The 15,727-nt window shown below is 75.8% G+C and carries 15 protein-coding genes; 5 read left to right on the top strand and 10 right to left on the bottom strand.

Translation table 11 applies throughout. The features are described from left to right. Positions 1–101: 101 nt before the first annotated feature. From AB0J00_RS00850 to AB0J00_RS00840, 3 genes are all read right to left on the bottom strand, one after another. Positions 102–1,565, bottom strand: coding sequence for a HAMP domain-containing sensor histidine kinase (locus tag AB0J00_RS00850; protein WP_357738767.1), 1,464 nt, complete (start codon positions 1,563–1,565; stop codon positions 102–104). A 113-nt stretch (positions 1,566–1,678) separates the two neighbouring features. After that, complete coding sequence (locus AB0J00_RS00845; protein WP_357738764.1) at positions 1,679–2,440, bottom strand: response regulator transcription factor; 762 nt, start codon at positions 2,438–2,440, stop codon at positions 1,679–1,681. Between the two features lie 84 nt (positions 2,441–2,524). After that, positions 2,525–3,319 carry a siderophore-interacting protein gene (locus tag AB0J00_RS00840; RefSeq protein ID WP_357738762.1) on the bottom strand — a complete coding sequence of 265 codons (795 nt, stop codon included), beginning with the start codon at positions 3,317–3,319 and terminating at the stop codon, positions 2,525–2,527. Between the two features lie 307 nt (positions 3,320–3,626). Here AB0J00_RS00840 and AB0J00_RS00835 point away from each other — a divergent pair, with 307 nt between their 5' ends. Together AB0J00_RS00835 and AB0J00_RS00830 are read left to right on the top strand one after the other, a co-directional pair. After that, positions 3,627–3,848: a DUF2945 domain-containing protein gene (locus AB0J00_RS00835; RefSeq protein WP_357738759.1), complete on the top strand. Its 222-nt coding sequence runs from the start codon at positions 3,627–3,629 to the stop codon at positions 3,846–3,848. A 51-nt stretch (positions 3,849–3,899) separates the two neighbouring features. Next, the gene (locus tag AB0J00_RS00830) at positions 3,900–4,331 is read left to right on the top strand and encodes a DUF2795 domain-containing protein (protein ID WP_357738756.1); all 432 of its coding nucleotides are present in this window, start codon (positions 3,900–3,902) and stop codon (positions 4,329–4,331) included. A 41-nt stretch (positions 4,332–4,372) separates the two neighbouring features. On the opposite strand, the gene AB0J00_RS00825 is transcribed toward AB0J00_RS00830, so the two are convergent. Further along, on the bottom strand, positions 4,373–5,251 hold the full coding sequence (locus AB0J00_RS00825) for a hypothetical protein (RefSeq protein WP_357738754.1): 879 nt from the start codon (positions 5,249–5,251) through the stop codon (positions 4,373–4,375). Between the two features lie 815 nt (positions 5,252–6,066). On the opposite strand from AB0J00_RS00825, the gene AB0J00_RS00820 reads away from it, so the two are divergent. After that, positions 6,067–7,935: a LytR C-terminal domain-containing protein gene (locus AB0J00_RS00820; RefSeq protein ID WP_357738751.1), complete on the top strand. Its 1,869-nt coding sequence runs from the start codon at positions 6,067–6,069 to the stop codon at positions 7,933–7,935. A 64-nt stretch (positions 7,936–7,999) separates the two neighbouring features. Here the strand turns inward: AB0J00_RS00820 and pstB are convergent, their stop codons facing one another. The 6 genes from pstB to AB0J00_RS00790 all read right to left on the bottom strand — a co-directional run bounded on the left by pstB (position 8,000) and on the right by AB0J00_RS00790 (position 13,990). Next, positions 8,000–8,779, bottom strand: a complete 780-nt coding sequence (gene pstB / locus AB0J00_RS00815; RefSeq protein ID WP_357738748.1) for a phosphate ABC transporter ATP-binding protein PstB — start codon at positions 8,777–8,779, stop codon at positions 8,000–8,002. Between the two features lie 25 nt (positions 8,780–8,804). Beyond that, on the bottom strand, positions 8,805–9,884 hold the full coding sequence (gene pstA, locus AB0J00_RS00810) for a phosphate ABC transporter permease PstA (protein ID WP_357738745.1): 1,080 nt from the start codon (positions 9,882–9,884) through the stop codon (positions 8,805–8,807). After that, positions 9,884–10,825 (bottom strand): phosphate ABC transporter permease subunit PstC, encoded by a 942-nt coding sequence (pstC, locus tag AB0J00_RS00805; protein ID WP_357738742.1) that lies wholly within the window; start codon positions 10,823–10,825, stop codon positions 9,884–9,886. The genes pstA and pstC overlap by 1 nt, the downstream gene beginning before the upstream one ends. A 127-nt stretch (positions 10,826–10,952) precedes the next feature. Next, positions 10,953–12,077: a phosphate ABC transporter substrate-binding protein PstS gene (pstS, locus tag AB0J00_RS00800; RefSeq protein ID WP_357738739.1), complete on the bottom strand. Its 1,125-nt coding sequence runs from the start codon at positions 12,075–12,077 to the stop codon at positions 10,953–10,955. A 229-nt stretch (positions 12,078–12,306) separates the two neighbouring features. Next, positions 12,307–13,212, bottom strand: coding sequence for a mycothiol synthase (gene mshD, locus AB0J00_RS00795; RefSeq protein WP_357740104.1), 906 nt, complete (start codon positions 13,210–13,212; stop codon positions 12,307–12,309). 46 nt (positions 13,213–13,258) lie between these two features. Then, positions 13,259–13,990: a response regulator transcription factor gene (locus tag AB0J00_RS00790; RefSeq protein WP_357738737.1), complete on the bottom strand. Its 732-nt coding sequence runs from the start codon at positions 13,988–13,990 to the stop codon at positions 13,259–13,261. Between the two features lie 97 nt (positions 13,991–14,087). Here AB0J00_RS00790 and AB0J00_RS00785 point away from each other — a divergent pair, with 97 nt between their 5' ends. Beyond that, on the top strand, positions 14,088–14,909 hold the full coding sequence (locus AB0J00_RS00785; RefSeq protein WP_357738734.1) for an alpha/beta hydrolase: 822 nt from the start codon (positions 14,088–14,090) through the stop codon (positions 14,907–14,909). Further along, positions 14,906–15,727, top strand: a complete 822-nt coding sequence (locus AB0J00_RS00780) for a hypothetical protein (RefSeq protein WP_357738731.1) — start codon at positions 14,906–14,908, stop codon at positions 15,725–15,727. Before AB0J00_RS00785 ends, AB0J00_RS00780 begins: the two co-directional genes overlap by 4 nt.

The following is a 15,727-nucleotide window of genomic DNA, read 5'->3' as shown; positions in this document are numbered from 1 at the left end:
CGGAGGTCTGCGGGCAGGGACGACGGCGGTGCGGTGGGTCATCAACCGCACCGGGACGGTGCGGATTCCCGCTCCAGTGTCCACATGCCGCCGCGACGCGGTCAGGCCGGTGGGGCGGCGGGCCCCTCGGACGCCGGCGTGGGCGGCCCCGAGCGGGGCAGCCGGACGGTGAAGGTGGCCCCCTGACCGGGCGCGGTGGTCAGCTCCACCCGGCCACCGTGCGCGGCGACCAGCGAGGCCACGATCGACAGCCCGAGCCCGGTGCCACCGGCCGCCCGGGTGCGGGAGGTGTCGGCCCGGTAGAACCGCTCGAACACCCGCTCGGCGTCGGCCGAGGTCATGCCCGGGCCCTCGTCGGCGACGGCGAGGCCCACGGTGTCCGGGTCGCCGGGGTCCTCGAACACGCGCACGGTCACCGGCGTGCCGGGCGGCGTGTGGGTCAGCGCGTTGGTCACGAGGTTGCCGACCACCTGGCGCAGCCGGGCCTCGTCGCCCAGCACGACCGGGACGTCGGTCAGCGACTCGTCCAGGTGCAGCCGGACCGGCCGGTCGGGCTGGACGGCGCCCGCGTCGTGCACCGCGTCGCCGGCGATCTCCCCGAGGTCGACCGGGACGACGTCCAGCGGCCGCTGCTGGTCCAGCCGGGCCAGCTGCAGCAGGTCCTCGACCAGCAGGCCCATCCGGGTCGCCTCGGACTCGATCCGCTGCATCAGCCGCCGGGTCTCCTCGGGGCTCCCGGCCGCGCCCTGCCGGTGGAGCTCGGCGAACCCGCGGATCGAGGTGAGCGGGGTGCGCAGCTCGTGGCTGGCGTCGGCGACGAACCGGCGCATCCGGCCCTCCGAGGCCCGGGCCTGCTCCTCGGAGTCCTGCTGGGCGCGGAACGAGGTCTCGATCCGCGACAGCATGCCGTTGAGCGCGGTCGACAGCCGGCCGACCTCGGTGCGCTGGTCGCCCTCGGGCACGCGGCGGGACAGGTCGCCGGCGGCGATCGCCCGGGCGGTGTCCTCGACCTCCTCCAGCGGCCGCAGGCTGTTGCGCACCAGCATGTAGCCGGCCACGCCGAGCACGACGAGGACGAGCAGGCCGACGACGACCTCGAGCGCGACGAGGCGGCGGACCACGGCGCGGTCGTCGGCGAGGTCGGTGCCGACCACGATGGCGAGGTCGGGGCTCACCTGGGAGACCGCGATCCGCCAGGAGGTGGTCCGGTCCTGGGACCGCACGGTGAACGGCGAGGAGCCGTAGTCCTGCGCGGTCGCGGCGGTGAGGCCGGTCAGGTCGGGCAGCGTGGTCTTCGCGTTGTCCAGCGAGAAGATGCGCACGCGACCCGTGGCGTCGACGCAGGCCAGGTAGCTGCCCGGGATCGACAGCCGCGGCTGGGCGCAGGAGGTGGCGAGGTAGGCCGGGCTCTCGTTGTCCAGGGCCTGCATGCTGCTGATCAGCTCGTCGTCCTGCTGGTCGATCAGGTAGGCGCGCAGCAGCGACGTGGCGGCGAACCCGGTCGCGGCCAGCGCGGCGGCGAGCAACGCGACCAGCAGGGCCACCAGCCGCACTCGCAGCGGCACCTGCCGGGCCCAGCGCGACGGTGTCGGGGCGGGGTCCGGTGGCTCCGCCGGTGCCGGTGGCGGGGCGGGGGCGGCGCCCGGCTCCGTCGCCGCCCCGGTGAGCGGGGTGGCGGTCACGAGCCCCGCGGCAGGCGGAGCGAGTAGCCGACGCCGCGGAGCGTGTGCAGCAGCCGCGGCTCGGTGGTGTCGACCTTGCGGCGCAGGTAGGAGATGTAGGACTCCACGACGTTGGCCTCGCCGTTGAAGTCGTAGTTCCAGACGTGGTCGAGGATCTGCGCCTTCGACAGCACCCGCCCGGCGTTGGCCATCAGGTAGCGCAGGAGCTTGAACTCGGTGGGGGAGAGGCTGACCAGCTTCCCGGCCTTGAGGACCTCGTGCGACTCCTCGTCCAGCTCGATGTCGGCGAAGGTGAGCTTCGGCGACTCGGACGCCTTCTGCACGCCCTGGCTGCGGCGCAGCACCGCGCGGATCCGGGCGAGCACCTCGTCGAGGCTGAACGGCTTGGTGACGTAGTCGTCGCCGCCCAGCGTCAGGCCGGTGACCTTGTCCTCCCCGGCGTCCCGCGCGGTGAGGAACAGGACGGGGGTGTGCGTGCCGTTCTGTCGCAGCCGGCGGACCACGCCGAAGCCGTCGAGCCCCGGCATCATGACGTCGAGCACCAGCAGGTCGGGCTTGAACTGCGCGGCGACGGTGAGCGCCTGCTGGCCGTCGGCGGCGGTGGCCACCTCGAAGCCGTTGTAGCGCAGGCTCGCCGACAGCAGCTCGCGGATGTTGGGCTCGTCGTCGACCACGAGCAGGCGGGCCTCCGGCGCCTGCGCGCTGCTGCTGGTGGCCACGGTCCCTCCCGATGAGCCCGGCACGGCGGTCGTCGTCATGGTCCCAGGCTCCACCGGCGCGCTGCTCCCCGGCTGGACCCGAGCTGTGAACAACCTGGGAGCTGTCCGGCTCGGGGCCGGTCCCTAGCCGGCGGGAGCCATCGCCCGGCCGCGGCGCCAGTAGCCGACCACGTGGTGCTGCGCCCGCCGCAGCCCCCACCGGTCGCGCAGGTCGGCCCGGACCGCCCGGACGACGCCGGACTCGGCGGCCACCCAGGCGAAGACGTCGTCCCCACCCGGCGGGTCCAGCGCGGCGACGGCGTCCACCAGCACCGTGCTGACCCCCGGCTCGACCCCTCCGCGGTGCAGCCAGCGCACCTCGATGCCGGGCGGGGCGGCCAGCGGCTGCTCCTCCTCCGGGCCGGCGACCTCGAGGAGGGCCACGCCCCGGGCGTCCGGCCGGGCGGCGGCCAGCACCCGGCTGACCGCCGGGACCGCCGTCTCGTCACCGGCTACCAGCAGCCAGCCGGCCGGCGCGTCGCCCAGCGGGGCGGCGCTGGCCACCCCGAGCAGGGCGCCGGGGGCGGCGGCCGCCGCCCAGGTGGCCGCCGGGCCGTCGCCGTGCAGCACGAAGTCGATGTCGACCTCGCCCTCGGCGGCGCCCTCGGGCGCGGACTGCCGGCGGGAGGTGTAGCTGCGCAGGCTGACGCCGTGGCTGCCCTGCGGCCAGACGATCCGCCCGTCGCGGGCGATCTGCGGCCAGTGGGGAGCCGGGTCGCCGACCCGGGGCACCAGCAGCGAGAGCGTGGGTCCGGCGGCCCGGACGGCGGCGACCGGCGCGGTCAGGGTGACCCGGCGGACGGCGGGTGTCACGTCGCTGACCGAGCGGACGGTCAGGACGTCGACCGGGCGGGCGTCGGCCGGGGGTGAGGCGGTCACGGCCACCGAGCCTAGGAGTGGGCCGGAAACGGGGCCGACCCGACCAGCCCCGGGGGAATGGGGCCAGCCGGGCCGGCGTCCGTGGACGGTCACTCACCGAGTGTCACCAGCGCGGCGCGCTGGCCGGGGAAGACACCCGATGGGGTCCGTCGAGGGGCAACGCTACGTGACGATCAACCCGGCTGGACACCATCGACCGGAGAAGCAACCCGATCGGGTGAGCGGCGGATGCCCGCCGGTCCCATGTGTGCGGCCGGCTGCCGTCGGGCAGGCACCGGGTCATCCACCGCCGAACGGGAGGCACCCAGTGGCCGGCAAGTCGGACGAGCACTTCAGCAAGGGCGACCACGTGTCGTGGAAGAGCCACGGCGGTGAGGCCGAGGGCACCGTCGAGCGCGAGATCACCAAGGACACCGAGGCGGCCGGTCGCACCGTGCGGGCCAGCAAGGACGACCCGCAGTACGAGGTGAAGAGCGAGAAGAGCGGCGGCACCGCCGTCCACAAGCCCGGCGCCCTGCACAAGGACTGACCCGCACAGGACCTGCCGGGCCGACGACGGCCGGCAGCGAGGAGGCACAGCGTGAGCGAGACCGACGACACCTTCGCGGGCACGGCCGCCCGCAGCACCAAGCACAGCGCCCGGGAGGACGACGAGCTCAAGCACGAGATCGAGGGCTTCATCCGCTCCGGCCGCTCGACGCACGCCGAGGAGTGGAAGGACCCGGAGCCGGAGGCCGAGGGCGACCCGGACGTCGACTCCTCGCCGGACAGCACGCTCACCGGGGGCGTCCCGGTCGGCACGACCCCGGACGCCGTGGTCGCCCGGGCCGAGCTCGCCCGCTGGCTGGACCGGGCCGACTTCCCCAGCTCCGGCGCGGACCTGGTGGAGCGGGCCCGCGACCACCGGGCACCCGACGCCGTCGCCGACGAGCTGGCGCGGCTGCCGCAGGACCAGGTGTTCGAGCGGATCGGGGACGTCGTCCGGGCGCTGGGCTACCCGACCGAGACCTGAGCCGCCGGGCCGGGGCACCCGCCGCGGGTGCCCCGGCCGGCTCAGCCCTCGTCCTCCGCGGCCTCTTCCTCGGCGATCTCCTGGGCGCCACGACGGCGGAAGAGCTTCGACCCCGGGAACCCCTTCACCACCTGGCGCAGGTCGTCGACGGTGTCGACCAGCGCGTGCACGTCCGGCGCGACGCCGTCGAGCGAGGCCAGCACCGGCAGGACGTCCTCGTCGAGGTGCAGCACGAGCTGGGGCAGCCGGTCGACCAGGGTGATCAGCGCCTGCACCTCGTCCGGGTCCAGGTGGGCCGCGAACCGGGTGACCACCGGCGCGAGGTCGGCCAGCGCCGGGCGCCAGCCGTCCAGCAGCGGAGCCGTGGCGTCCAGCAGCCCCTCGGCGCGGCCGAGGGCACCGTCGGCCCCCGCCACCGTGCCGCCCACCGCGGCCACCAGCCGGTCGGCCTGCCCGGTGGTCTCGCCGACCCGGCCGATGGCCGCGTCGGCCTCGTCGGTGGTCCGGCCCACGCGCCCGATGGCGCTGTCGGCCTTGTCGGTGGTCTCACCGACCCGGCCGATGGCCGCGTCGGCCTCGTCGGTGGTCCGGCCCACGCGCCCGATGGCCGCGTCGGCCTTGTCCGTCGTCTCGCCGACCCGGCCGATGGCCGCATCGGCCCCATCGGTGGTCCGGCCGACCCGCCCGATCGCAGCGTCCGCCTCGTCGATGACCCCCTCGACCCGGCTCACGGCCGCCTCGGCCCGGCCGACCACGGACTCGGCGCGGTCGACGACCGCGGAGACCCGGTCCAGCAGCCGCTCCACCTCGCCGACGGCCGCGCCGATGCGCGGCAGCAGGGCGAGTGCCTGGGTGACGCCGTCGCGGAGCCCGGTGGCCGCGCCGAGCACGTCGGAAGGGCCGGGGATCGACAGCTTCACGTCCCGGACGCTACGCACGGCACCGGGTCGCCGCCGGGTGAGCGCGACCACCCGAGCGCAGCCGCCCCCGCGCGCCGCTCCTCGGGAACGCTCGCGGCCCGTATCGTGGAACCCTCTGCGACCGGGCGGGCACCGGGCGTGGGCGACGGGCGCCGAGGCCGAGATCTGGCCGGGTGCGGGACCACGACGATGGGAAGTCGACACCGGTGGCGGACGGGCCGACGAACGGTGCTGCGGACGGCGGGACCCCCCGCAGCCGTGCCGCCCGTCGATCGGCTCCCGGTGAGGCGACCGCGGGCTCCCCGCTGACCGTCGACGAGCTGATCGCGCGCTCCGGGTCCGGCGTGGGCCGCCGCCGGGCCGAACGGCGCGCGGCGGGGGAGGCGACCGGCAGCAGCCCCCGCGTCGGTCCGGGCGGGGACGGCGCCCGCGAGGCGGCCGGCGCCCGCCGCTGGGACGACCCGTGGGGCGACCTGCGGCCGGACGCACCCGCACCCGGCACCCCCGCATCGGGCACCTCCGCACCGGGCACCCCCGCGTCCGGTGCCGACGCGGCCGCGCCCCAGCGGCCCCCCGCCCGCCCGGCCCGACCCGACGTCCCCCCGGCCGGCCGGCCGCAGCCGGCTCGCCCGGCCACCCCGAGTCCGGAGCTCCGTCGCTCCCCGGTGCCGCCGGCGACACCGTCCCCGTCGGCCCGGCAGGTCCCGCCGCCGGTCGCCGCGCGGCGCCCGGTGCCCCCGGCCGGCGCGACACCCGCCGGCGCCCCCGTCTCCCCGCCGGCCCGCCCCGCGGAACCGCCGCTGCCGCCGAACCGGGTGTCACCGGTACCCCCGGCCGCCCCGCGGTCGGCCGCACCCACCCCGCCGGCCGCCACCCCGCCGCTGCCGGCCCGCCGGCCCGCAGCCGGCCCGCCGGACACCGCGCACCCGTCGTTCCCGCTGCCCTCTCCCGGCCGGCTCGACCGCCCGGACACCGCCCACCCGTCGTTCCCGCTGCCCGGCGGGCTCGGCCGTCCCGCTGCCGACCGCCCCGCTGCCGACCGCCCCGCTGCCGACCGGCCGGCTGCCGACCGGCCCGCGCCCGGCCGGCCCGCACCGGTCCGCACCCCCCGGCACAGCGCGCCGGTCCCGCCGCTGCCCGGCTGGAGCCCGCCCGGCGAGCCCGGGCCCCCGGCGCCGGCACCCGCGCCCGCGGCCACGGGGTCCCACGCGCTGCACCTGTCCGGCCTGCGCCGCTCCGGCGCCCGGCGCGCGCCGCTGTCGCCGCGCCGCAAGCGGCTCGTGCACGCGCTGGTGGCACTGGGCTGCATCGTGACCGTGGTGGCCGGCTACTACCTCGGGCTCTACCTCTACGCCGACCGGGCGATCGACCGGGTCGACGCGCTGGTCACCGACGGGCCGGAGGTGCTCGCCCCGCAGCTGCAGGCCGCCGGGTCGACCTACCTGGTCGTCGGCACCGGGCTGCCCGGCCGCAGCGGCGCCGCCGCGGTGAGCACTGTCGTCGCGCACGTCGCCGGCAACGGCCGGCACGCGGTCATGGTCAGCGTCCCGCCGACCGCCCTCACCGACACCCCGGCCTGCCGGACCGCCGACGGCAGCGTGCGGCAGCCGGTCACCGAGCAGTTCGCCGACGCGCTGCTCGACGGCGGCCCGTCGTGCCTGGTGCGCTCGGTCCAGCAGCTGTCCGGGCTGCGCGTCGACCACCTCGTCCAGCTCGACCTGGGCAAGGCGCCCGGCCTCGTCGACGCGCTGGGCAGCGTGCCGGTCTGCCCCACCGGCGGGCGGACGCTGTCGGCCGGGCAGGTCACCGGCTACCTCGACCCGGACACGGCCACCGAGGACGTCACCGGCGCGGCCGCCGGCGACCGGGTGCAGCGGGTGCTGACCGCGACCCTGCGCGGCGCGCTGACCGCCGGCACGCTGGCCGACCCGGTGACCCTGACCCGGTTCCTCACCCGGGCCGGCGGCGCGTTGACCGTCGACGCCGACACGACCCTCGGCGACGTCCGATCGCTGGCCGCCACCCTCGGCGACCTCCCGGACGACGCCGTGCAGCGCACCGCGGTGCCGGTGGCCCAGGTCGGCTACGTGCCGGCCGGCAGCGACACCGCCGCGGTGCTGCTCGACGGCACCGCGACCCGCGAGCTGTTCGACTCGGTGATCGACGGCGGGCAGCTGCCGCCCGCTGCCGAGGCCCCGGCCGAGGGCGAGCAGGACGGCGGCGCGCAGCCCAGCGAGGCGGCGGACAGCAGCAGCAGCGGCAGGGCGGGCGCCGGTGACACGCTGCCGGACCCGACGCTCGCCGAGGCGGTGCCGCCGGGCACCACGGTCACCGTGCCGCCGGCCGGCGTCCGGGTGGAGGTGCTCGACGCGACCGGTGGCGGCCGGGCGGCCGAGGTGGCCGACGGGCTGAAGGCCGGCGGGTTCACCGTGACCGCGCAGGGCGCGGAGCCCGGCGCGGTCCAGCGGACGATCGTCCGGTACGGCCCGGCGTCGCTCGAGCCCGCCCGCACCGTCGCCGCGGCGGTGCCGGGGTCGGTGCTGGTGGAGAGCGACCACGTGGGCAACGACGTCCAGCTGGTCGTCGGCCCGGGCTTCCAGGGCCTGACCGGGGTCGGGGTGGGCGCACCCGTCCCCGAGTCCGCGGCGCCGCCCGCGCCGGCGGACGCGGCCGCCTGCTCCTGACCCCGGGAACGGCACCGCCCCGCCGACCGGGCGGTCGACGGGGCGGTGGGGTGGTCGGGGCAGGTCAGCCGAAGCGGCCGGAGATGTAGTCCTCGGTCGCCTTCTGGTCGGGGTTGCTGAAGATCTTCTCGGTCGGGTTGAACTCGACCAGGTGGCCGGGCTGGCCCACGCCGCTGAGGTTGAAGAAGCCGGTCGACTCGCTCACCCGGGCGGCCTGCTGCATGTTGTGGGTGACGATGACGATGGTGAAGCGCTCCTTGAGCTCCGTCATCAGGTCCTCGATGGCCAGGGTGGAGATCGGGTCCAGCGCCGAGCACGGCTCGTCCATCAGCAGCACCTCGGGCTCGACCGCGATCGCGCGGGCGATGCACAGCCGCTGCTGCTGGCCACCGGACAGCCCCGCGCCCGGCCGGCTCAGCCGGTCCTTGACCTCGGTCCACAGGTTGGCGCCGCGGAGCGACTTCTCCACCAGGTCGTCCATGTCGGACTTCTTCATCCGGGTGCTGTTCAGCCGCACCCCGGCCACCACGTTGTCGTAGATCGACATCGTCGGGAACGGGTTGGGCCGCTGGAACACCATGCCCACCTGGCGGCGGACGTCGACCGGGTCGACGTCGGCGCCGTAGAGGTCCTGGCCGTCGATGACGACCTTGCCCTCGACGCGGGCGCCGGGGATGACCTCGTGCATCCGGTTGAGCGAGCGCAGGAAGGTCGACTTCCCGCAGCCCGAGGGGCCGATCAGCGCGGTGATGCTGCGCGGCTCGATGGAGACGTTCACGCCCTGCACGGCCAGGAAGTTGCCGTAGTAGATGTCCAGGTCCGAGACGTCGATGCGCTTGGCCACGGTGGTTCCTCCGGGTGGGGGTCGCTCAGCGACCGGTCTTGGGGGCGAAGAAGCGGCTGATGAGCCGGGCGACGACGTTGAGGGCCATGACCAGCACGATCAGGACCAGTGCCGCCGTCCAGGCCCGGTCGATCGCGAACTCCGGCGGGAACCCGGGCTGGGTGAGCTGGTAGTAGGCGAAGACGGGCAGGGTGGCCATGCGGCCGTCGAACGGGTCGAGGTTGGTGCCCTGGGTGATGCCGAGGGTGACCAGCAGCGGGGCGGTCTCGCCGATGACCCGGGCCACGGCGAGCGTGACGCCGGTGCCGAGCCCGGCGATCGACGTCGGGATGACGACCTTGACGACGGTGCGCCACTTCGGGACGCCGAGCGCGTAGGCGGCCTCGCGGAGCTCGTTGGGCACGAGCTTGAGGACCTCCTCCGAGGAGCGGACGACGACCGGGATCATGAGCACCGCCAGCGCGACCGAGCCGGCGATGCCGAGCCGGACGCCGGGGCCGAAGAAGATCGCGAACAGGGCGTAGGCGAACAGGCCGGCGACGATCGACGGGATGCCGGTCATGACGTCGACGAAGAAGGTGATCGCCTTGGCCAGCCGGCCGCGGCCGTACTCGACCAGGTAGATGGCCGTCAGCAGGCCGACCGGCACCGAGATCACCGCGGTCAGGGCGGTGACGACGATCGTGCCCATGATGGCGTGGTAGGCGCCGCCGCCCTCCCCGACGACGCCGAGCATCGAGGAGTTGAAGAAGGTGCCGTCCAGCCGTGCGGCGCCCTTGGACACCACGGTCCAGACCAGCCAGACCAGCGGGATCATCGCGATGCCGAACGCGCTGTGGACCAGCGCGGTGACCAGGCGGTCCTTGGCGGTGCGCGCGCCCTCGACGGCCCGCGAGCCGACGTAGGTGGCCAGCGGGCCGAGCACGAGGGTGTAGACGACGGTGACGGCGATCGAGAAGCCGGTCAGCGCCGAGAGCCCGGCGGCGACGAGCAGGCCGACCAGGTAGAGGCCGACACCGGCGAGCCGGGGGAGCCGGCGCTGGGTGCGCACCGGGCCGGCCGGCGGGGCCGGGCGCTCGGCGACGGGGGTGGCGGTGTGGCTCATCAGTTCGCTCCGGAGAACTCGGCGCGCCGGGTGACGACCCATCGGGCCAGCATGTTCACCGCGAGCGTGATGACGAACAGGACCAGGCCGCTGGCGATCAGCGTGTTGATCGCGAGGCCGCTGGACTCGGGGAACTGCAGCGCGATGTTCGCCGCGATGGTCGAGGGGTTGCTGCTGCTGATCAGGTTGAACGTGACGCCGCCGGAGGCCGACAGCACGATCGCGATGGCCAGCGTCTCGCCCAGGGCGCGGCCGAGGCCGAGCATCGCCCCACCGATGACGCCGGACTTGCCGTAGGGCAGCACCGACATCTTGATCATCTCCCAGCGGGTGGCGCCGAGCGCCAGCGCCGCCTCCCGGTGCAGCGCCGGGGCCTGGGCGAACACCTCGCGGGAGATCGCCGAGATGATCGGGAGGATCATCACCGCGAGCACCAGCCCGGCGGTGAGCATCGTGCGGCCGGTGGCCGAGGCCGGGCCGGCGAACAGCGGGATGAACCCGAGGTGCTCCTCGGCCCACTGGTAGAACGGCACCAGTGCCGGCGCGAGCGCGGCGATGCCCCAGAAGCCGTAGACGACGCTGGGGATCGCGGCGAGCAGGTCGACCAGGTAGCCGAGCGCGGCGGCGATCCGGCGCGGCGCGTAGTGCGTGATGAACAGGGCGATGGCCACGGCCAGCGGGGTGGCGACGAGCAGGGCGATCGCGGCGGCGATGAGCGTGCCGAAGACCAGCGGGCCGACGTAGGACGCCAGGCTCTTGCCGTCGGGCAGGTCCGCGGAGTCGGCGGTGACCGCCGGCCAGGCCTCCGAGATCAGGAAGACGGCGACGCCGGCCAGGACGAGCAGGATGAGGACGCCGGCGCCGGTGGCGCTGCCGGCGAAGACGCGGTCCCCGACCCGGCGCCGGGGGCGCGGGGTGGGGGGTGCGCTGGTGGTGGTCACCGATCGCTCCGTGGGTGGTGGGGCCGGGGGGTGGGGCCGGGTGCTCCGGGGTGGGCGGCGCCGCACGGCGGCCCGGGGTGTCCGCTGGGACTCCCCGGGCCGCCGTTCAGCGCTCGATCGCGATCGGTCAGCTGCCGCTCTTGATGGCGTCGACCGCCTTCTGCGAGTTCGCCCGGATCTCGTCGGAGATCGGCGAGCTGCCGGCGTTCTTCGCGGCGGCCTCCTGGCCCTCCTTGCTGATCACGTAGCCCTCGAAGGCCTTGACCAGGTCGGCGGTCGTCTTGTCCTTGTAGGTCACGCAGCCGATGTGGTAGCTGACCAGGACGACCGGGTACTCCTCGGCGGAGGTGGGGGTCCGGTTGACGTTGACCGCGAAGTCGAAGTCACCGCGGCCCTCGACGCGGGGGGAGTTGGCGACCACCGCGGCCGCGGCCTCGGCCGAGGGGGCGACCCAGTCGGAGCCGACCTTGACCTTGGCGATGCCCAGGCCCTTGACCTGGCTCTCGTCGGCGTAGCCGATCGTGCCGTTGCCGGCCTTCAGCGCCTGGACCACGCCGGAGGTGCCGGTCGCGGCCTCGCCGCCCTGGGCCGGCCACTCCTCGACGGCGCCGGCCGTCCAGGAGCTGCTGGCGGCCTTGGACAGGTAGTCGGTGAAGTTCTTCGTGGTGCCCGACTTGTCACCGCGGTGGACGGCGGTGATGGCCAGGTCCGGCAGCTTCGCGTCCTTGTTGTCCGCGGCGATGGCCGGGTCGTTCCACTTGGTGATCGTGCCGCTGAAGATCTTGCCCAGGGTGTCGGGGCTGAGGTTCAGCGACTTCACGCCCTCGACGTTGAACGCGACGGCGATGGCCGAGACGTAGTTCGGCAGCTCGAACACGCCGTCGGTGCCGCACTGGGTGGCGGCCTTGGTGATCTCCTCGTCGGTCATGGCGGCGTCCGAGCCGGCGAACGCGACCCCGCCGTCCAGGAACTGGGTGCGGCCACCGCCGGAGCCCACCGGGTCGTAGTTCACGGTGACGCCGGGCTGGCTGCCGTTGAAGCCGGCCGTCCAGGCCTGCATGGCGGCCTGCTGCGCGCTCGAGCCGGCGCCGCTCAGCGAGCCGCTCAGCTGGGGGGCGCTGCTGCTGCTGCCGCTGCCCTCGGAGCTCGCGTCGCTGCCGCCCTCGTTGGAGGCGCCGCAGGCGGCGAGAGCGAGGGAACCGGCGAGCGCCGCGGAGATCGCAGCGGCGCGCGTCGTGGTGCTGAGCTTCAACTCAGTGCCTTTCGACTGGGGTGCCCGGACGTCGGTGCCGGGCAGTGCGGGATCGAACGGCACCGAAGCTAGGGACCCCAGGTGGACGGATCCGGGTGCGTCGGTGAACGCCCGGTGAACGCCTGTTGAGGCCTCGGACACGACGCGTGGGACGGCGTCCGTCGAACGGGTGAACGAGCCCGTGTCGAGTTGCCCGACCGCTCCGGACGGGCGGTTCAGCGACCCGTCGTCAGGACGCGGGGGAGCGCCGCCACGACACGTCGACCGCGTACCGGGTGAAGCCGCTGCGCTCGTAGAGCGAGACCGCGGCGGTGTTGTCCTCCTCGACGTAGAGGAGCACCTCGCCCAGGCCCTGGCGGCGCAGGTGCGCCAGGCCCAGGTCGGTGAGGGCGCGGCCCAGCCGCATGCCCTGCGCGGCCGGGTCGATGCCCAGCACGTAGACCTCGCCCACGGGCGCGTCACCGGCCTCGCCGGCGGGGTGGACCTTGGTCCAGTGGAAGCCGAGCAGCTCGCCACCCGGCCCACCGCGCCAGGCGAGGAAGAAACCGGCCGGGTCGAACCACGCCTCGCCCTCCCGCAGCGCGAGGTCCTCGGGCGTCCAGCGGCCCTGCTCGGGGTGGAAGTCGAAGGCCTGGGCGTTGACGCCCAGCCAGGCCTGCTCGTCGACGCCGGGGCGGAAGGGGTGCACGGTGACGCCCGCGGGCAGCGCCGGGTGCGGATCGGGGTCGACGCCGGCCAGGGGGCGGCGCATCTGCAGCAGCACCCGGGCGCGCTCGTAGCCGCGGGCGGTGGCCAGCTCCGCGGAGCCGGGCAGCTCTCCGTGCGCCCACACGCGCAGCGGCCGGTCACCGGCCAGCGCCTCCAGCCGGGCGAGCAGGGCGCTGCCCACCCCCTGCCGGCGGGCGGACGGCGCCACGACCAGCTCCGCCTCGGCCTCCGGCTCACCGGGCGCCCGCTCGAGCCGGGCGTAGCCGACCAGCACGCCGTCGCCGTCGCGGGCGGTCAGGTCGCTCCCGCCGGGGCCGCCGCCGTGCTGCAGCCGCAGCTCGGCCTCCTCCGACACCGGGCGGACGCCGTCCGCCGTGGTGGCGGCGGCCAGCAGGGCGAGCACCTCGGCGACGTCCCCGGCCGCCAGGCGGGGGACGTCGGTGACGAGGGGGGAGCCGTTCAGCGGGATCGGCTCAGACCGCGGACGGGGCGTCGGGGGCCGGGACGTTCGCGGCCGCCGCGTCGGCGACCTGCTGGTCGAGCTTGTAGCCGACGTTGCGCACGGTGCCGATCAGCGCTTCGTGCTCGGTGCCGAGCTTGGCGCGCAGCCGGCGGACGTGGACGTCGACGGTGCGGGTGCCGCCGAAGTAGTCGTAGCCCCAGATCTCCTGCAGCAGCTGCGCACGGGAGAAGACCCGGCCCGGGTGCTGGGCGAGGTACTTGAGGAGCTCGAACTCCTTGTAGGTCAGGTCGAGCGGGCGGCCGCGGAGCTTCGCGGAGTAGCTGTGCTCGTCGATCACCAGCTCGCCGGCCTTGGTCACGCCGCCCTCGGCGCCGTCGGCCGGGGTCGCGGCGGCGAGCCGGCGGGCGACCGCCCACTTCAGCCGGGCGTCGACCTCTGCGGGGCCGGCGGTGTCGAGCACGACGTCGTCGACACCCCAGTCGGCCGAGAGCGCGACGAGACCGCCCTCGGAGAGCACCGCCACCAGCGAGGCGGCCACGCCGGTCGAGGCCAGCAGCGAGCACAGCGTGCGGGCGGAGACGAGGTCGTGCCGGGCGTCGACGAGCACCACGTCGCCGGAGTCGCCGTCGAGCAGGCTGGACAGCTCGGGTGCCACCACGCGCACCTGGTGGGCGAGCAGCCCGAGCGCGGGGAGCACCTCGGTGGTCGCCTGGCGGGCGGAGGTCATGAGCACGAGTCGCATGTCGTCTCCTCAGAGGCCGTCGACGGCGCTGTCGAGGTGAGAGGGCAGGATAACCGATGTGCGCCGCCGTTCCGTCCTCCCTGCGGGTGGACGGCGGTTGCAGGTCCGCACCGCCGACGGTGTGCCGCTCTCCGGGGTCCTGCTGCCCTCCCGCACGGAGCCCGGCGACGGGCACCGCCCGGTCACCTTCGTGGTGGCCCACGGGTTCACCAACGACGTCACCTACCCGGCCTTCGTCCGGCTGGCCGGCTGGCTGAACCGGTTCGGCGAGGTCCGGGCGCTGGACTTCCGCGGCCACGGCGCCTCCGGCGGCGGCAGCGCCGTGGGCGGCGACCCGGAGCTGCTGGACGTCGACGCCGCGGTCGCCGCCGCCCGCGCCGACGGCGCCGAGGTGGTCGTGACGGTCGGGCTGTCGATGGGCGGGGGCGCCGCGCTGCGCCAGGCCGCGGCCGGGGAGCACCGGCCCGACGCCGTGGTCAGCGTCAGCGCGGTCAGCCGCTGGTACGTCCGCGACACCGCGCCCATGCGCCGGGTGCACTGGTTGCTGGAGACCACCGCCGGCCGCCGGCTCGGGGCCGCCGCGCTCCGGCTGCGGTTCGACGTCCCGTGGCTGACCGTGCCCCCGGCGCCGGTGCAGCTGGTCAGCCGGATCGCGCCCACCCCGCTGCTGCTGGTGCACGGCGAGCTGGACACCTACTTCCCGCTGGAGCACTTCCGCACGCTCGCGCAGGCCGCCGGGCCGGCGGCGACGGTGTGGGTGGTGCCCGGCATGGGCCACGCGGAGACCGGGGTGACCGCGCCGCTGGCCGAGCGGATCGGCCGCTGGGCGCAGGCCACCGCCGACGCGCTGCCCGCCCCGGCCGCCGCACCGGCGCGTGCGGGCGGCCCGGCGCCCGCCTCTGCGACCATCAGGGGGTGACCTCCGCCGCACCCGACGTCGAGCTCTCCGGTGAGGGCCACCACCTGCCCGCCGCGGGGCTGGCGGTGGTGGCGGCCGCGCTGCTCGCCGGGCTGCCGGCCGTGCTGGACGACGCCGGCCGGTTCGCCGCGGTGCTCGTGCTCCAGCTGGCGCTGGTCGCCGGCTGGGTGGTCGGCACCGGGGTCCGCGGCCGCGCCGGGGCGCTGGTCATCGGCGGCGTCGCCGCGGTCGCCGCGGACCTGTCGCTGGTGCTGCCCGACCGGCCCGACCTCGACGGCCTGCTCACCGTGCTGGGGCCGGCCTTCCTGGTCGCCGTCGTCCACCAGATGACCCGCCCGGCGCCGCGCGCCGCGCTGGTCACCTCGCTGGCGTCGGTCGTGCTGCTGGTGTCGGCGGTGTCCTCGCTGGCCGTGCTGCTCGCCGTCGGCCGGGTGCCCGGCCAGTCCGGCATCGTGACGACGACGGCGTTCGTGGTGGGGGCGGCGCTGGTCGTCGGGCACCTGGCCGACCTGCTGGCCCCCCGGCCGCTGATCGCCGACGGCGTGCCCCGCGGGCTGGTCGGGCTGGTCCTCTCGGTGCTCATCGGCGTCGCGGTCGCCCTGCTCCGCGGCGGCAGCGGCTCGATGCTGGACCTGCTGACCGCCGCCACCTACGGCGCGGCGCTGGGCGGGGTGGCCGCGCTGACCGGCCTCGGCGCGTCGTACCTGGTCGCCCAGCGCACGGGGCATGGTTGGGCGCTGTCGGTGGTCCAGGCGCTGCTGCCCTGGGCCGCGGCCGCGCCGGTGGCCTACGCGCTGGCGCTCCACGCGGGGGGATGA

It is taken from the genome of Modestobacter sp. NPDC049651 (genome assembly GCF_040659695.1).
In the GTDB taxonomy this organism is placed as follows: Bacteria; Actinomycetota; Actinomycetes; order Mycobacteriales; family Geodermatophilaceae; genus Modestobacter.
The sequence above is the reverse complement of the archived record's forward strand: the minus strand, read 5'-3'. Positions and strand labels throughout refer to the sequence as shown.

What these genes read in the sequence shown, in the direction of transcription:
- AB0J00_RS00845 (WP_357738764.1), bottom strand. Translation starts at nt 2,440, where the DNA reads ATGACGACGACCGCCGTGCCGGGCTCATCGGGAGGGACCGTGGCCACC.
- pstA (WP_357738745.1), bottom strand. Translation starts at nt 9,884, where the DNA reads ATGAGCCACACCGCCACCCCCGTCGCCGAGCGCCCGGCCCCGCCGGCC.
- AB0J00_RS00790 (WP_357738737.1), bottom strand. Translation starts at nt 13,990, where the DNA reads ATGCGACTCGTGCTCATGACCTCCGCCCGCCAGGCGACCACCGAGGTG.